Source organism: Micromonospora sp. NPDC049081, assembly GCF_040648835.1.
In the GTDB taxonomy this organism is placed as follows: domain Bacteria; phylum Actinomycetota; class Actinomycetes; order Mycobacteriales; family Micromonosporaceae; genus Micromonospora; species Micromonospora antibiotica.
Genome location: NZ_JBEZEK010000003.1, coordinates 239,972 through 257,395 on the forward strand (window position 1 = coordinate 239,972; position 17,424 = coordinate 257,395).

Consider the following 17,424-nt stretch of genomic DNA (forward strand, 5'->3'; position numbering starts at 1 on the left):
CCCACACGGTGTCAACGGCCGGTCAACAGCGCCTCGAACCGGCAACCTGGGCGTGCCCATCGGCCCGTGAGGGCAGGGCCGGAGTGCCTCCCCGCCCTGCTCGGCGCGCTGGTATACCGCCGCCACGCACCTCCCGCCGCGTACGCTTAACCGGGCAAGCGAATCCCGCTCAGCGGTAATGGCGGAGCACCCCGGCCGGGAGCGTCGACCGGACCAGGCACCGGTAGCGTGGGCACCGCCGGTGATCCCGGCCCCCGTCGACGGCCCACCCAGGCCGTGAGAAGTGGAGGAGACACACCGGTGAAGCGGCCGACCATCGCCGACGTCGCCCGACGCGCCGGAGTGTCCAAGGGCGCGGTGTCGTACGCGCTCAACGGGCAACCGGGGGTCTCGGAGGCCACCCGGCAACGCATCCTGGCGATCGCCGCCGAGATCGGCTTCAGCCCCAGCAGCGCCGCCCGCGCACTCTCCGGCGCCACCGCCGACGCGGTCGGCCTGGCCCTGTGCCGACCGGCCCGGATACTCGGCATCGAACCGTTCTTCATGGAGCTGATCAGCGGCGTCGAGGCCGAACTCTCCGCCCGGTCGTACGCCCTGACCCTCCAGGTGGTCGCCGACCAGGAGGCGGAGATCGCGGTCTACCGACGCTGGTGGGCCGAGCGGCGCGTCGACGGCGTACTCGTCTGCGACCTGCGGACCAACGACATCCGGGTGCCCGCCCTGGAGGAGTTGCAACTGCCCGCCGTGGTGATCGGCGGACCGGGACACACCGGCACCCTGGCCCACGTCTGGGCCGACGACGCGGCGGCGCTGGCCGAGGCGGTGGAATACCTGGTCGCCCTCGGCCACCGCCGGATCGCCCGGGTCGGTGGGCTGCCCTCGCTGCTGCACACCGAGATCCGCACCGACGCCTTCGCCGAGGTGTGCGGCCGGCTCGGCCTCACCGACGCGGCGACCGTGTGGTCCGACTACACCGGCGAGGAGGGCGCCCGCGCCACCCGGCGGCTACTCAGCTCCGCCCGACGCCCGACCGCGGTGATCTACGACAACGACGTGATGGCGATCGCCGGGCTCTCCGTGGCGCAGGAGATGGGCCTCGGCGTACCCGCCGATCTGTCCATCGTGGCCTGGGACGACTCGCCCCTGTGCCAACTGGTGCACCCGCCGCTGACCGCGCTCGGCCGGGACATCCCCGCCTACGGCGCGCACGCGGCCCGTCAACTGCTCGCCGTCATCGCCGGGGAGTCGGTGGGCGGGCTCCAGGACGAGACGGCGCACCTGACCCCGCGCGGCAGCACCGCGCCGCCCCGGGTCAGGTGAACCGGTTAAGCCACGTCGTACCGACGCAGGTCACCGGGAGGACGTGGGGAACTCCTCGAAGTACGCCTCGACCCGCTCGGCGGTGGCCGGACGGGCCAACGCGAAGCCCTGGCCGTACCGGCAGCCGGCCCGGGTCGCCCGGTCGACCTCCGGCTCCGACTCCAGGTCCGCCATCACCACGGTCACCCCCAACCGCTCCCCCAGGCCCACCACCACGTCGATCAGCGGGCGGGTCTCCGCATCCGGCCCGGCCGGCCGGGGCTGCACCTTGAGTAGGTCGATCGGCAACCGACGCAACTGCGCCAGGGAGGCGTGCTCCGCCCGGAAACTGTCCAACGCGACACGCACCCCCATCGACCGGAGCCCGGCCAACCGGGCCACCACCGTCGGCAGGTCCGCGCCCAGCCTCGACTCGGCGATCTCCAGCACCAGCCGTTCCGCCGGCAAGCCGTGCCCGGCCAGGACCGCCTCCACCCGGGGCACCAGATCCGGGGCCAACAGCTCGGCCAACGTCAGGTTGACCGCCAACCACAGCTCCCGCCCCCCGGTCGACCAGTCGGCGAGCTGCCGACAGGCCCGGTCCAGCACCCACCGCCCCAACTCACCGAGCAGACCCAGATCCTCGGCGACCGGCAGCAACTCGGCCGGCAGCACCGTGCCCAGCACCGGGCTGCGCCACCGCAGCAACGCCTCGATGCCGGCCGGCCGCCGATCGGCCAACGCCAGCACCGGCTGGTAGACTAGGTCCAGCTCACCCCGGGCCGCCGCACCGGGCAGTTCCCGTTCCAGGTCCAGCCGACGGACCAGCTGTTCCTCCAGGCAGGCGTCGTACCACTCGATCCGGTTGCGACCCAGCTGCACGGCCCGGCGACGGGCCAGGTCGGCCTGGCGCAGCACGTCCTGCGGTGCCGCCCCGGTCAGCTCGGTCAGGCCCACGCCGACCCGCAACCGGGCCATCCCGGTCGGTGCCAGGCACGGTTCGGTCAATGCGGCCAGCAGCCGTTCGCCCAACGCGTACGCCGGCACCGACCCGGCGTCGGTGACCACCGCGAACTCCTCCGCGGACAACCGGGCGACCAGGTCCCGGGGGCCGACCACGTCGCGCAGCCGGCGGGCGGTGGTGACCAGGAGGGCGTCGCTGCCCACCGGCGCCGGACCACCCTGCGTCGGGACGGGCACGTGCACGTCGACCAGCAGCAGGGCACCGGGTGGGCCACCCCGCGCGCCGAGCACGCGCAGCAGCTCCTGCCGGTCGGCCAACCCGGTGAGCGGGTCGGTGGCCGCGACCCGCCGCAGCTCCCGCTCCAGTCGGCGACGGTCCCCGACGTCGCGGACGTGCAGCACCACCGCGGCCACCTCCGGCACCGCACGCTGGTCGCTCACCGTCGACTCGATCTCCCGCCAGCCGCCGTCGCCGGTACGCATCCGGGCCACCAGCAGCGGCGGCGCACCGCCGTCGGACCGGGCGGCCAGTCGGGCCAGGACCCCCGGCGCGTCGTCGGGGTGCAGCAACCCGGCCAGCGGCAGCCCGCACACGTCGTCCTGGCGCAGCCCGAACCAGCGCTCACCGGCCGCCGAGAGCCACTGCACCCGCAGCCCGTCGTCGAGGACCACCACCAGGTCACGACCCCCGGAGACCAACGTCCGGAAGTACGCCTCCCGGGCGGCCAGCCGCCCGGCCCACCGGCGGTTGTCGGTCACGGAGATCAACTCCCGGGCCACCAGCGACGGGATCACCGCCAGCCCCAGCAGGACAGCGGTCGGGGTGAACCCGTCGGCGAACGCCAGATGCCCGCCCGCCGCCACGGTGGCCACCACCGCCGGTGCCGTCACCCGGGGCCAGGCCGGCGGCGGACCCGCCGGGTCGGCCGGGTCGCCCGCCGCGACCCGGGCCATCCCCGCCGCGGTCAGCAACGCCCCACCGACCAGCAACGGCACCGCCGTCAGCAGCGACACCTCCGACGTCCGGTAGGCGAACAGCCCCACCAGGACGGCCAGCCCGAGCAGGACGGCCGCCACCCCGACCCGGCAGCGGGCCGCCCCCGGGCGACGACGGCGGTCGGCCAGCGCGCTCACCAGCAGCCCGGCCAGTCCGACCGCGCCGACCACGGTGACCACCCGGACCACCGGTGGCACCGGGCCGGGCGGGACCAGCACCCAGCCGGCGAAGAGCAGGGCGGTGCCGGACCCGAGCACGTCCACCCCACGGCGCAGCCGGGCCCGGGAGCTCAACCGGACATGGCCGGGCAGCAGGAGCAGCCCGACCGCACCGGCCAGGGCGACCGCGCCGAACCCGGTCGCCACGACCCCGGCCCGCCAGGACGTCGGCACCAGTGGCAACACCGCCACGGTCAGCCCGACCACCGTCACCGCGACGTTGAGCGGGGCGGCGGCCAGGCGGGACCGACGGGAGGTGGCGGCCGACCGGAACAGCCGGACGGTGGCCAGGGCACAACCGACCGCGCCGGCCATGGTGGTCGCCGCCAGTGGCCGGAGGAGACCGGCCAGGCTGGCACCGGCCAGGAGCGCGACCAGCACCGACAGCGTGGTCGGCGCGGACGGGAAGCGACGGAGGAGGTGAGCGACGGTCACGGCGGTCGCCTTCGTGAGGGGGAACACGGGGCGGTATGACGGGGGTTAGCGGTTCAACGATTCGCCACCACACGGGTTATGCCCGCCGACCGTGATCCGCGTCACCAGCCGCGGTGGTCCCCGGCTGGTCGACCGCCCGGCCGGAACCGTCCCGGCCAGGGGTGGGATCATCGGGGGGTGAGTCGCGCCGACACCATCCGTTTCCGGCACAACCAGGCCATCCTGGTCGCGGCCGTCATCGCCACCATCGGCGCGCTGCCCCTGGCCGCCGCCCGGTGGTACCTGCTGCCGGTGCTGCTGGTCCCGTTGACCGTCGCGATCTGGGCCTGGCGTTCCGGCACCGACGCCGACCCGCGTGAGCTGCGCCTGCGGGCGCTGGCCGGGGGGCGACGCATCCCCTGGGAGCAGGTCGTCGAGCTGGCCGCCGACCCGCGCGGCCGGGCCGTCGTCCGGCTCGCCGACGGGCAGCACCTGCCCCTGCCGGCGGTCCGGGGCGTCGACCTACCCCGCCTGATCTCGATCACCGGCCAGTCCCTGCCCGAGGCCCACTGACCCCGGGGTCCACGCCGGGCCGGCCGGCCCGACCGGTCCCGACCGGCCCGCGACCACCACCGGTCCACCGCGACCACCATCGGTCCGCGACCGCCACCGGTCCGCGACCACCGCCGGTCCGCGACCACCGCCGGTCCGCGACCACCGCCGGTCCGCCGCGGCCGGCCCGTCGCGACCGAGAACGTCAGTAGCCGTCGACCACCGTATTGACCAGCGGTTCCCCGGCGACGAACCGCCGCAACTGCTCCCCCACCAGCCGGTACGCCCGGGGCAGCAGCCCCCGTACCGAGCCGGCGACGTGCGGGGTGAGCAGCACGTTCGGCAACCCCCAGAGCGGATGGTCGGCGGGCAGCGGCTCCGGGTCGGTCACGTCCAACGCCGCCCGCAACCGGCCGGAGGTCAGCTCCGCGACCAGCGCCGACGTGTCCGCCACCGGGCCCCGGGCGGCGTTGACCAGCAGCGCCCCGTCCGGCATGGCGGCCAGGAAACCCGCGTCGACCAGCCCCCGGGTGGCCTCGGTCAACGGCACCAGCAGCACCACCACGTCGGCCTCGGGCAGCAGCCGGGGCAGTTCGGTCACCGGGTGCACCCCCTCCGCCGGCCGTGCGGTCCGGGCGACCAGGGTGAAGGTGACGTCGAACGGGGCCAGCCGGGCCCGGACCGCCGCACCGATCGAACCGGCCCCCACGATCAGCACCCGCTTGCCGGTCAGCTCGTCGGTCGGCGCGACCCGGTCGTACGCCCACTCCCGCCGCGACTGCGCGCGGGCCAGCTCCGGGAATCCCCGCAGCTGGGCGAGGATCGCCGTGACCACCCACTCGGCGGTACCGGCGTCGTGCACCCCCCGGGCGTCGCACAGGGTCACCCCCGGGGGCACCCGGCCGGACCAGGCGTCCGCCCCGGCGGAGAGCAGTTGCACCACCGCCAGCTCCGGCAGCCGGCCCAGCATCGCCGTGGTGTCCACCCCGGCCAGGAACGGCGGCACCCAGAACCGGACGCCGGTCGGGTCGCCGGGCGGATGCTCCGGATCGGTCCACGGCTGTACGGTGACACCGGCCGGCACCGCCCCGAGCAGCTCGACACCGACAGGATGCGGAATCCATACCTTCACGCGTGCCGACGATAGCCCTCCGTCGGCAGGCTGTTCCGAGGGGCCGGCCCACCGACGCCGCACCGGGCGATGTCGCCCACCTCCCCGTGCGCGCGACGGTCGGGGCGGGTATAACCGGGGGTCGGACGTCGATCGGCGTCCCCCGTCCAGGCAGACAGGTGGTCGATGACCGAGCGCAGCGAACGGCCGGCCGTCGGGATCGCCGCGCTGGCCGACCCGGCCCGACTGCGGTCGCTGACCGACACCGGGCTGGACGCCGCGCCCGACGAGGCGTTCGACCGGTTCGCCCGGCTGGTCAGCGACCTGCTCGACGTGCCGGTGGCGCTGGTCTCCCTGGTCACCGAGACCCGGCAGTTCTTTCCCGGCGCGGTCGGGCTGCCCGACCCGTGGGCCGCCCGCCGGCAGACCCCGTTGAGCCACTCGTTCTGCCAACACGTGATCGACACCGAGATCCCCCTGGTGCTGCCGGACGCCCGGCTCTACCCCCGGGTCCGGGACAACCTGGCCGTGCCGGAACTGGGTGTCGTCGCGTACGCCGGGATGCCGTTGACCGACCTGGACGGCAGGGTGCTCGGCTCGCTGTGCGCGATCGACAGCAAACCCCGGGCGTGGACGAAGGCGCAGCTGCGGACGCTTGCCGACCTGGCGGCGGCCTGCTCCTCGGAGCTGCGGCTGCGGATCGCCCTGGACGCCGCCCAGCAGGCCCGCCGGCTGGTCGAACACGCGCACGACCGGCTCAACCTGCTCGCCTCGCTGAGCGAAACCCTGGCCGGCACGCTCGACGTCGAGACGGCCGTGGCGCGGCTGGCCGACGCGGTGGTGCCGCTGCTGGCCGACTGGGCCATGGTGACCCTGGTCGACCAGGCTGGCACCCCCCGGTGGGTGAACACCGTGCACCGCGATCCGGCCCGCGCCGCCGAGGCCGCCCGGTTCGGCGAGCTGGCGCTGCGCCGGCTCGGCCCGGCCTCGATCACCCGGACGGTGCTGCGGACCGGCCAACCGGTGCTGCGCCACGTCGCCCACCTGGACGACGTCCGGCAGGCCAGCGACGAGCCGGAGCTGGTCACCCTCGCCGAGCGGCTGGGCTTCGCCTCACACCTGACCGTGCCGGTGCCGGCCCCCGGCCGGGGTACGGCGATGGGCGCGGTCACCCTGGTCGCCGGGCCCGACCGGCGGGCCTTCGACGACGACGACCTCGGCACCGCGCTGGAGATCGGCCGGCGTGCGGGGCAGGCGGTCGGCAACGGCTGGATCTACGGCGAGCAACGGCACGTCGCCGAGGTACTGCAGCACAGCATGCTCCCGCAGTTGCCGCAGAGCCCGTGGGTCGAGCTGGTGGCCCGCTACCAGCCGGCCGCCGACCGGGTGGAGGTGGGCGGCGACTGGTACGACGCCTTCGTGCAACCCGACGGCGACCTGGTCGCGGCGATCGGGGACGTCGCCGGCCACGACATCGAGGCCGCCGCGACCATGGGTCAGCTGCGCAACCTCGTCCGGGGCAACGCGTACGGGCGCACCGATCCGGTCGACGAGCTGATGCGGCGGTTGGACGCCACCATCTCCGGGCTGCGCATCCCGACCGCCGCCACGGCGGTGCTGGCCCGGCTGCGGCCGGTCCCCGACGGGGTGGCGGTCACCTGGTGCAACGCCGGCCATCCCGCGCCGCTGCTGGTCACCGCCGACGGCACGGTACGACTGCTCGACGGTCGCCGGGAACCCCTGCTGGGGTTGACCCGGCCGGTCCCGCGCACCGGGGCACGGGTGCTCCTCGCCCCCGGGGACACCCTGCTGCTCTACACCGACGGGCTGGTGGAGCGGCGGGACCAGCCGATCGACGAGGGCATGGCGCAGTTGTGCGAACGGGTCACCGCCGCCGGGGTCCGACCCGCCGCCGACCTGTGCGACCTGCTGCTCGGTTCGGAGGAGCGGCGTGAGGACGACGTGGCGTTGCTGGCCATCCGGGCCCGCTGAGGCGGTCGCCGACCGGTGGGCCGTTCCCGGTGGCCCGGCGGGCCCCGATTCGCGGGCTAGGCTGGGCCGGGTGAGCGCCCGTCTCCCGTACCCCCGCACCGCCCGGGTCCGCGCGGCCCTGGCGACGTCCGGTGTCGCGCTGCTGCTGACCGGGTGCAGTCTCGGCCCGCCGGATCCCGATCCGGCCGGTGAACCACCCAACCTGCCGACCCCGTCGGCGTCGGCGAACACCCCCGAGCAGCAGGTGGTGGCCACGGTGCTGGCCAAGGGGTTGCGGGTGCCGTGGGGGATGGCGTTCCTGCCCGACGGGGCGGCGCTGGTCACCGAACGGGACAGCGGCCGGATCCTCAAGGTCGGGCCGGAGTCGGGGCCGCAGGGGTTGACCGTCACCCCGGCGCAGACCGTGCCGGGGGTGGCCGCGTCCGGCGAGGCGGGGCTGCTCGGCATCGCCGTCTCCCCGGCGTACGCGCAGGACCGGTCGGTGTTCGTCTACTACACCACCGAGCAGGACAACAGGGTGGCGCGGTTGACGCTGGGTGGCGCACCCACGCCGATCCTGACCGGCATCCCGAAGGCCGGCAACCACAACGGCGGTGGGCTCGCCTTCGGCCCGGACGGGCAGCTCTACGTCAGCACCGGCGACGCCGGTGACCGGGCCGCCGCGCAGGACCGGGCCACCCTGGCCGGCAAGATCCTGCGGATCACCCCGGACGGCAAGCCGGCCCCGGGCAACCCGTTCCCCGGCTCGCCGGTCTGGTCGCTGGGGCACCGCAACGTGCAGGGACTGGCCTGGGATGCGGGCAAGCGGATGTACGCCACCGAGTTCGGACAGAACACCTGGGACGAGATCAACCGGATCGACAAGGGCGCCAACTACGGCTGGCCGACGGTGGAGGGTCAGGCGGGTGACGGCAGGTTCGTCGACCCGATCGTGCAGTGGGGCACCGACGAGGCGTCCTGCTCGGGGCTGGCCGCGACGGGCCGGCTGTTGGCCGCCGCCTGCCTGCGCGGCGAGCGGCTCTGGCTGGTGGAGTTGACCGACACGGGCACCGTGCTGGGCGCACCCCGGGAACTGCTCACCGGGAAGTACGGGCGGCTGCGGGCGGTCGCCGCCGCCCCGGACGGTTCGCTCTGGGTCTCCACCTCCAACCACGACGGGCGGGGCCGGCCGGTGCCGGAGGACGACCGGCTGCTGCGGTTGGTCTTCGCCGACGGTGGTGCCGGCCGGAGCTGACGACACGCCGACGTTCGGACAGCAGGGCAGGTACCGGGCGGATCGGCCGCCCGTCCGCCGGGTTTGCCAAGATCTTTCAGTGGGCAGGTCAGAATCTCAGCATGGACGGTCAGGAGAACGAGCAGCGCGGGCCCGGGGACGACGACACCCCCGCCCGGCGTGAGCGGCGCTGGTCGCCCCGGTGGCCCACCGGCCGGTCAAGGGGGATGCGCCGGGCCGGCGTGGTGCTGGCGGTGCTGCTGGTCGCGCTGACCGGAACGGTCATCGGGGTGTTCGCCGGTGGTCGGGTCAGCACCGACATCGGCCCGTTCCGCGCCGACCTGACCCTCGCGCCGGCAGTGCGGGGCGGCACCACCGTCGACATCCCCCCGCTGGGTGCGCTCCAGCTCGACAGCCACCAGGGTCCGACCCACCTGACGGTGGGCCTGGGGGCGCTGGACCAGCGTAAGACCGAGGCGTTGATCGACGACCCGGCCAGCATCAGCCGGGCCAGCCAGTCGGCGGTGACGGACGTCCGTAACGGGGTGCTGCGGCTCGGTCTGCGTACCCTCGGCGCGGCGGTGCTGGTCACCCTGATCCTGGCGGCTCTGGTCTTCCGGGACGCCCGGCGGACCGCCTGGGCCGGTGGGGTGGCCCTGGTGGTCACCGTCGGCAGCCTCGGGCTCGCGGCGGGCACCCTGCGCCCGCAGGCCATCGAGGAGCCACGGTACGAGGGGCTGCTGGTCAACGCCCCGGCGATCGTCGGTGACGCGCGGCGGATCGCCAACGACTACAGCCGTTACGCCGAGCAGTTGCAACGGTTGGTCGGCAACGTCAGCCAGCTCTACACCACGGTCTCGGCCCTGCCCGTGTACGAGCCGGCGCCGGGCACCACCCGGGTGCTGCACGTCTCCGACATGCACCTCAACCCGACCGGCTGGCAGTTGATCCGCACCGTGGTCGAGCAGTTCGGCATCGACGTGGTGATCGACACCGGTGACCTGACCGACTGGGGCAGCGAACCCGAGGCGTCGTACGTCGGGTCGATCGGCCTGCTCAAGAAGCCGTACGTCTACATCCGGGGCAACCACGACTCACCCAGGACAGCCGCGGCGGTGGCCCGGCAGCCGAACGCGGTGGTGTTGAACAACTCGACCACCACGGTCGCCGGGCTGACCATCGCCGGCATCGGGGACCCCCGGTTCACCCCGGACAAGGAGACCTCGCCGGCCGGCAGCGGTCTCACCGCGCAGGTCGCCGACCAGGTCATCGGGGCCGGTGAGACCCTGGCCGCCACGATCCGCAGCTCACCGCGACCGGTGAACATCGCGCTGGTGCACGACCCGGCGTCGGCCGGGCCGCTCTCCGGCACCTGCCCCCTGGTGCTGGCCGGGCACACCCACGCCCGCCAGATGTCGAAGTTGCCGCAGGTGGACGGCCAGCAGCCGACCCAGCTGATGGTGGAGGGCTCCACCGGCGGTGCCGGCCTACGCGGGCTGGAAGGCGAGAAGCCAACCCCGCTGTCGATGTCGGTGCTCTACTTCGACCAGGAGAAGCTGCTCCAGGCCTACGACGACATCACGGTCGGCGGCACCGGGCAGGCCCAGGTGAACCTGGAACGTCACGTGATCCGCGACCCGGCGAAGGGCGCCGACGTCCCGGTCACCCCGACCCCGACCCGGGGCGCGTCGGAGTCGGCGTCCCCCTCCGGGAGCGCCCCGACCCCCACCTCGCCGGCCCCCACCCCGACCAGCTGACCCCCGACAGGCGGACCGCCGACATACCGTGGTCAGACAGGCGGCTGGGACAGGTGGCCGGGGCAGGCGGCGGCAGCCCGGCATGGACCGGCACGGACCGGCAGCCCGGGCACGGACCGGCAGCCCGGGCACGGACCGGCAGCCCGGGCACGGATTGGTGGCCGGGGCAGGCGGCGGCGCACAGCCGACGTCCGCCAGGGGACCGGCGCACAGCCGACGTCAGCGGGTGGGCCGCCGCCACACCACCGCCGCTGCCGGCGCATGGCCGATGGCGATGGCCACACGCCGACCGCCAGGGCCTCTGATGCGCGAACACCCCGCTCACCCAACCTCCACCGATGTCACCGAGGGTTACCTTCAAGCCGCACCCACCTATGCACAACCGCATCCTTTGCTCTGCTGCCCTCACCGCGACAGCTACCTTCCGTCACGGAGCTACCAACAACCCCCAGTCGCGGCGTTCCGCATTATCCTTGCTCAGGTCCGTGTCGCTTCTATGGCAGCAGAGCAAAGGATGCAGACCCACATCACGAGGACCGCCAGAAAGAACACTCAGAGTGACCTGGAGCGGCACCGGCCATAACGATGACAGAGGGTAATCAGATAGGTGGTCTGCCCCGCTGAGGGGCGGGTTTCCGTCCCCGCCAGCACCGAACAGGTCCGCTGTCGCCGCTGGGTCCGCGCATGGGCCCGGCGGCGAGGGCGATGGCCGGCGCTCCAGGTCTTACACCAGACCGAACCGTCTTCCACCAGACCGAACCGGAGATGGCCCGGGCCACGCGCGGCACCGTCGCGGCACCCGCTGACCCGTCAGCGTAGGGACAGGGCGGCCAGGGCGGCGTTGACGATGCTGCCGGGGAGCAGGTCGTGCAGCTCATACAGCTCGCGGACGCTGCCGGACTGGCCGAACTCGTCCACCCCGAGCGGCACCGCCGGCACACCCAGCGCCGAGCCGAGCCAGGCCATCGCGTGCGAGGCGGCGTCGTGCACGGTCACCAGGGGGGTACGGTCCCCGAAGGCGGCCCGCAACGCGCCCGGCACGCTCGGCACGGTCGCCGTACGCACGCCCTGGCGCAGGGTGCGCTGCCACGCCCGGTAGAGGCGGTCCAGGCTCGTCACGTCGACCACATGCGCGGCGATGCCCTCGTCGGCCAGTTCGGCGGCGGCGGCCAGCACCTCCGGCAGCACCGCCCCCGAGGCGGCCAGGGTCACCACCGGCGCGTCGGCCAGCTGCGGGTACGCCTGGTGCGCGTCCACCAGCCGGTACGCCCCGGCGACCACCTGCCGGCGCAGCACCGCGTCGCCGAGGCGGACCCGGGCCGCCTCGAACGGTGCCTGGTCCAGCGGGCGGGTGCTCAACCGGAAGTAGTACGCCCCGTCCTCGGCCGGCGCGGCGGTGGCGGCCGGCGCAGCGCCCTGCGCGATCTGCCCGAACGCGTCACAGAGCAACCAGTCGAGGCTGGTCGCGTACGCCGGTTCGCAGAAGGTGACGCCGGGCAGTTCCAGGCCGACGGAGGCGGTGATGGTCGACTGGTGGGCGCCACCCTCCGGGGCCAGCGTGACGCCCGACGGGGTGCCGGCCACCACGAACCGGGAACCCGAGTAGGTGCCGTAGAGGAACGCGTCCAGCCCGCGCAGCACGAACGGGTCGTAGACGGTGCCGACCGGCAGCAGCGGCTGCCCGGACAGGTCCCAGGACAGGCCGAGCTGACCCAGCAGCAGGAACAGGTTCATCTCGGAGATGCCCAGTTCGATGTGTTGCCCGGCGGGGCTCTCCGTCCAGCGCAGCATCCGGTCCTGCGACCAGGACCGCCGCTCGGTCGGGGCGAACACCCCGGTCCGGTTGATGAACCCGGCCAGGTTGGTGGAGGTCGCCACGTCCGGCGCGGTGGTGACCAGGTAGGGCGCGACCTGCGGGTCCCGGGCCAGCTCCACCAGCACCCGCCCGAACGCCTCCTGGGTGGAGATGGGCTTCTGCGTGCGTACCCCGGTGGACTCCGGGACGGTGACCCCCAGCGAGCGGTGGCGGGGCGCGCGGGCCAACGCCTCACGGCGCGCGCCGGCCCGGATGCCGGCCGGGCTCGCCGGGTCGAGCCGGTCCCACTCGGTCGCGGTGGTCAGGCCGTGCGCCGCCCGCAACGCGTCGACCTGCCCGGTGGACAGCAACGCCGAATGGTTGCGCGGATTGCCGGCGAGCGGCAACCCCCACCCCTTGACGGTGTACGCGAAGACGACGCTGGGCCGGTCGGTCACCGCGTCGCACTGCGCGTACGCGTCGAGCATCGCCGCCAGGTCGTGCCCGCCCAGGTCGGTGACGAGCGGGGCCAACTCCTCGTCGGTCAGGTCGGCGATGAACCCGGCGATGCCGTCGGGCGCCCCGTCCAGGAACTGCTGCCGCAGCGCCGGCCCGGCCAACCCGAACAGCGACTGGTACTGCTCGTTGGGCATCCGGTCGATCCAGTCGCGCAACGCCGCCCCACCCGGCCGGGCGTACGCCTGCGCCAACCGGCGGCCGTACTTGACCTCGACGACGTGCCAACCGGCGGCCTCGAACTGCCCCCGCCACTGGTCGATCCGGATGCCGGGCACCACCCGGTCCAGCGACTGCCGGTTGAAGTCGACAAGCCACATCACGTTACCCAGGCCGGTGGTGGCCGGGTCGGCGACCGCCTCCCAGATGTTCCCCTCGTCCAGCTCTGCGTCGCCGATCAACGCGACGAACCGGGAGTGCGGGCGGGCCCCGAAGTGGGCGTCGACGTAGCGGCGGGTCACCGCGGCGAACAGCGGGGCCGCCGCGCCCAACCCGACCGAGCCGGTGGAGAAGTCCACCTCGTCCGGGTCCTTCGTCCGCGACGGGTACGACTGCAACCCGCCCCGCGCCCGCAGCTGCGTCAGGTACGACCGGTCCAGGTTGCCGAGCAGGTATTGAATCGCGTGGAACACCGGGGAGGCGTGCGGCTTGACCGCCACCCGGTCCTCGGCGTCCAGGTGGGCGAACCACAGCGCGGTCATCGCGGTGACCAGGGAGGCACTCGACGCCTGGTGCCCACCGACCTTCACCCCGTCGCCGGTGTCCCGGTCGTGGTTGGCCGCGTCCACGATCCGGGTGGCGAGCCACAGCACCCGCCGCTGGATCTCGTCGAGGACGTCGAGGTCGTGCTCGTTCACGGCAACTCCATCCGGGCGTCGCCGTTGACGCCCTCGGTGGGGGGTCACGCGGGTCGCGCGCGTACCCCGGGGGAAGGGGTGAGGGCCACCGTCGGGTCACGACGGCGGCCCTCGCCGGTCGCGGGCGGGAAGCCTCGGCTCCGGCCCGCTCGGGTCAGCCCTGGACGCCGAGGCGCTCCAGGATCAGGTCACGGAGGGTCTTGGCGTCGGCCTGGCCACGGGTGGCCTTCATCACCGCGCCGACCAGCGCACCGGCCGCCGCGACCTTGCCGCTACGGATCTTGTCGGCGATGCCCGGGTTGGCGGCGATCGCCTCGTCCACGGCGGCGGTGAGCGCACCGGTGTCGGAGACCACCTCCAGGCCCCGGTTGGTCATGATCTCGGTCGGCGAACCCTCGCCGTCGACCACACCCTCCAGCACCGTCCGGGCCAGCTTGTCGTTGAGCTTGCCCGCGTCGACCAGGCCCTGCAGCTCGGCGACCTGCGCCGGGGTGGCCCCGATGTCGGCCAGCTCCACACCCGTCTCGTTGGCCCGGCGGGACAGCTCACCCAGCCACCACTTGCGGGCCGCCGCCGGGGTGGTGCCGGCCGCCACGGTCGCCTCGATCAGCTCGACCGCACCGGCGTTGAGCACCGACTGCATGTCGAGGTCGGACAGGCCCCACTGCTCCTGGAGCCGGCGACGGTGCAGCCGGGGCAGCTCCGGCAGGGCCGCCTTCAGCTCGGCCACCCAGGCGGTGTCCGGGGCGAGCGGCACCAGATCCGGCTCCGGGAAGTAGCGGTAGTCGGTAGCGGTCTCCTTGGACCGGCCCGGCGTGGTGTCCCCGGTGTCCTCGTGGAAGTGCCGGGTCTCCTGGGTGATCCGGCCACCCGCGTCCAGCACCGACGCCTGCCGCAGGATCTCCGAGCGGACCGCCCGCTCCACCGACCGCAACGAGTTGACGTTCTTGGTCTCGGTGCGGGTGCCCCACTCCTGCCCCGGCAGGTTGAGGGAGGTGTTGACGTCGCAGCGCAGCGAACCCTCCTCCATCCGCACGTCGGAGACCCCCAGCGAACGCAGCACGTCCCGCAGCTCCGTCACGTACGCCTTGGCGACCTCGGGGGCGAGCGCACCGGTGCCGGGGACCGGCTTGGTGACGATCTCCACCAGCGGGATGCCGGCCCGGTTGTAGTCGACGAGCGACTCGGTCGCCCCGTGGATGCGGCCGGTGGCCCCACCGACGTGCAGCGTCTTGCCGGTGTCCTCCTCCAGGTGCACCCGCTCGATGCCGATCCGCACCAGCTCGCCGTTCACCTCGACGTCCAGGTAGCCGTCGGAGCACAGCGGCTCGTCGTACTGGCTGATCTGGAAGTCCTTCGGCATGTCCGGGTAGAAGTAGTTCTTCCGGGCGAACCGGCACCACTGCGCGATGGAACAGTTCAGCGCCAGCCCGATCCGGATCGTCGCCTCGATCGCCGCCTTGTTGGCCACCGGCAACGAACCGGGCAGCCCCAGGCACACCGGGCAGACCCGGGTGTTCGGCTCGCCACCGAAGTCGGTCGGGCAACCGCAGAACATCTTGGTGTTCGTACCCAGCTCGACGTGGGTCTCCAGGCCGATCACCGGCTCGTAACGCGCAACGACCTCGTCGTACGCGGGCAGTGTCGTCGTCATCTGAACTCCAGCCTCACAGTGCCGGTGGGGTGAACGTGCCGACCACGGACTCCAACGCGGCGGCGACCCGGTACATCCGGTCGTCGGCCATCGTCGGGGCCATCACCTGCAGACCGACGGGCAGCCCCTCGGACAGGCCGCACGGCACCGAGATGCCCGGCCCGCCGTACAGGTTCGTCGGGATGGTGAACAGGTCCGCCAGGTACATCTGGTACGGGTCGGCGGTGCGCGCCCCGATCGGGAACGCCACGAACGGCGTGGTGGGCGAGATCAGCGCGTCGACCTGCTCGAACGCCGTGGTGAAGTCGCGGGTGATCAGGGTACGGACCTTCTGCGCCTGCCCGTAGTAGGCGTCGTAGTAGCCCGACGACAGCGCGTACGTGCCGACCATGATCCGCCGCTTGACCTCGGCGCCGAACCCGGCCTCCCGGGTCAGCGACATGACCTCCTCCAGCGACCGGTTGCCGTCGTCGCCGACCCGCAGCCCGAACCGGACCCCGTCGAACCGGGCCAGGTTGGAGGAGCACTCGCTCGGCGCGATCAGGTAGTACGCCGGCAGCGCGTACCGGAAGTGCGGGCAGGACACCTCGACGATCTCGGCACCCAGCTTGGCCAGGGTGTCCACCGACTCGCGGAACGCGGCCATCACGCCCGGCTCCGCGCCCTCACCGGTGAACTCCTTGACGATGCCGAGCTTCACCCCGGTCAGGTCGCCCGTCGCACCGAGCTTCGCGGCGGCGACCACATCCGGCACCGGCTGCGGGATGGAGGTGGAGTCGCGCGGGTCGTGCCCGCCGATGACCTGGTGCAGCAGCGCCGCGTCGAGCACCGTACGGGCGCACGGGCCGGGGGTGTCCAGCGAGGAGGAGAACGCGACGAGGCCGTACCGGGAGGTGCCGCCGTAGGTGGGCTTCGCGCCGACGGTCCCGGTCACCGCGCCGGGCTGGCGGATCGAGCCACCGGTGTCGGAGCCGATGGCCAACGGGGCCTCGTACGCGGCCAGCGCGGCGGCGCTGCCCCCGCCGGAGCCGCCCGGGATCCGGTCGGTGTCCCACGGGTTGTGCGTCGGGCCGTACGCCGAGTATTCGGTGGAGGAGCCCATCGCGAACTCGTCCATGTTGGTCTTGCCGAGCATCACCGTGCCGGCCGCCTGTAGCCGCTGCACGATCGTCGCGTCGTACGGCGGACGCCAGCCTTCGAGGATCTTCGAACCGACGGTGGTCGGCACGCCCTTCGTGGTGAGCACGTCCTTCACCGCCACCGGCACCCCGGCCAGCGGTCCGAGCTGCTCACCGGCGGCCCGCCGCTCGTCGACGGCGCGGGCGGCGGCCAGCGCCCCCTCGGTGTCGACGTGCAGGAACGCGTGCACCCGGTCGTCGACGGCGGCGATCCGGTCCAGGTGGGCCCGGGTCACCTCGACCGCAGAGGTCTCCCCCGAGGCCACCAGGCCGGCCAGGTCGGTCGCGGTCATTCTGGTCAGGTCGGTCATGCCGTCGCCTCGCTCCGCTCACCGGCGCCCCGGACACCCGGCGCACTGTGCTCCATGGTTCGCTCGCCCCGCCCGCCCACCGGATCACACCCGGTGTCAAGTTCACACCCGCTCACGACGCCACGTCCTCGTCCAGGATGCGCGGGACGCGGAACCGCTGCTCGGCGACGTCGGGGGCACCCGACAGCGCCTCCTGCGGGGTCAACCCGGGCACCACCACGTCGTCGCGGAGCACGTTGGTCAGCGGCACCGAGTGGGAGGTCGGCGGGATGTCCGCCGCCGTGACCTCACCGACCTGCGCGACCGACTGGAGGATCACGTCCAGTTGGCCGGCGAAGGTGTCCAGCTCCTCCTCGGTGACGGCGAGCCGCGACAGTCGCGCGAGGTGCGCGACCTCCTCGCGGGAGATGGCGGCCATCGGTGCCCCCTTCGTGGCTGTGCTGCTGCGTCTCGGTGTGCCGGCCGCGCCGTCGACGGGATGACGCGCGGTGACCGGAGCGAGTCTATTGTCCTGCGCTCACCCCGACACCTCCGACTCCCCCTGCGTCCGGGCCGCCGGCCGGTCCGGGGGCCGCCCGCCCACCCCCTGTGGATGTG

11 protein-coding genes are annotated in these 17,424 nt (G+C 73.7%); 5 read left to right on the forward strand and 6 right to left on the reverse strand.

Annotated elements, in window-relative coordinates; genetic code table 11:
• The first annotated feature begins 300 nt into the window (after positions 1-300).
• Positions 301-1,320 carry a LacI family DNA-binding transcriptional regulator gene (locus tag AB0B63_RS08190; protein WP_208567296.1) on the forward strand — a complete coding sequence of 340 codons (1,020 nt, stop codon included), beginning with the start codon at positions 301-303 and terminating at the stop codon, positions 1,318-1,320.
• A gap of 30 nt (positions 1,321-1,350) precedes the next feature.
• Here AB0B63_RS08190 and AB0B63_RS08195 read toward each other — a convergent pair whose 3' ends face one another.
• Positions 1,351-3,912, reverse strand: a complete 2,562-nt coding sequence (locus tag AB0B63_RS08195) for an EAL domain-containing protein (protein ID WP_357015746.1) — start codon at positions 3,910-3,912, stop codon at positions 1,351-1,353.
• 177 nt (positions 3,913-4,089) lie between these two features.
• Between AB0B63_RS08195 and AB0B63_RS08200 the strand changes: the two genes are divergently transcribed.
• Complete coding sequence (locus tag AB0B63_RS08200) at positions 4,090-4,464, forward strand: PH domain-containing protein (protein WP_208567297.1); 375 nt, start codon at positions 4,090-4,092, stop codon at positions 4,462-4,464.
• A 184-nt stretch (positions 4,465-4,648) separates the two neighbouring features.
• Here the strand turns inward: AB0B63_RS08200 and AB0B63_RS08205 are convergent, their stop codons facing one another.
• Complete coding sequence (locus AB0B63_RS08205) at positions 4,649-5,575, reverse strand: 2-hydroxyacid dehydrogenase (RefSeq protein ID WP_357015749.1); 927 nt, start codon at positions 5,573-5,575, stop codon at positions 4,649-4,651.
• Positions 5,576-5,740: 165 nt separating this feature from the next.
• On the opposite strand from AB0B63_RS08205, the gene AB0B63_RS08210 reads away from it, so the two are divergent.
• The 3 genes from AB0B63_RS08210 (at position 5,741) to AB0B63_RS08220 (ending at position 10,516) form a co-directional block, all read left to right on the forward strand.
• Positions 5,741-7,546, forward strand: a complete 1,806-nt coding sequence (locus AB0B63_RS08210) for a SpoIIE family protein phosphatase (protein WP_357015752.1) — start codon at positions 5,741-5,743, stop codon at positions 7,544-7,546.
• Between the two features lie 70 nt (positions 7,547-7,616).
• Positions 7,617-8,780 carry a PQQ-dependent sugar dehydrogenase gene (locus AB0B63_RS08215; protein ID WP_357015755.1) on the forward strand — a complete coding sequence of 388 codons (1,164 nt, stop codon included), beginning with the start codon at positions 7,617-7,619 and terminating at the stop codon, positions 8,778-8,780.
• A 101-nt stretch (positions 8,781-8,881) separates the two neighbouring features.
• On the forward strand, positions 8,882-10,516 hold the full coding sequence (locus tag AB0B63_RS08220) for a metallophosphoesterase (protein ID WP_357015758.1): 1,635 nt from the start codon (positions 8,882-8,884) through the stop codon (positions 10,514-10,516).
• Positions 10,517-11,326: 810 nt separating this feature from the next.
• Here the strand turns inward: AB0B63_RS08220 and AB0B63_RS08225 are convergent.
• From AB0B63_RS08225 to gatC, 4 genes are all read right to left on the reverse strand, one after another.
• Positions 11,327-13,684, reverse strand: a complete 2,358-nt coding sequence (locus AB0B63_RS08225) for a transketolase C-terminal domain-containing protein (protein ID WP_357015761.1) — start codon at positions 13,682-13,684, stop codon at positions 11,327-11,329.
• Positions 13,685-13,838: 154 nt separating this feature from the next.
• Positions 13,839-15,338, reverse strand: coding sequence for an Asp-tRNA(Asn)/Glu-tRNA(Gln) amidotransferase subunit GatB (gene gatB, locus AB0B63_RS08230; protein ID WP_357015764.1), 1,500 nt, complete (start codon positions 15,336-15,338; stop codon positions 13,839-13,841).
• Between the two features lie 13 nt (positions 15,339-15,351).
• Complete coding sequence (gatA, locus tag AB0B63_RS08235; protein WP_204923724.1) at positions 15,352-16,827, reverse strand: Asp-tRNA(Asn)/Glu-tRNA(Gln) amidotransferase subunit GatA; 1,476 nt, start codon at positions 16,825-16,827, stop codon at positions 15,352-15,354.
• 112 nt (positions 16,828-16,939) lie between these two features.
• Positions 16,940-17,245 carry an Asp-tRNA(Asn)/Glu-tRNA(Gln) amidotransferase subunit GatC gene (gatC, locus tag AB0B63_RS08240; RefSeq protein WP_088641698.1) on the reverse strand — a complete coding sequence of 102 codons (306 nt, stop codon included), beginning with the start codon at positions 17,243-17,245 and terminating at the stop codon, positions 16,940-16,942.
• Positions 17,246-17,424: the final 179 nt, after the last annotated feature.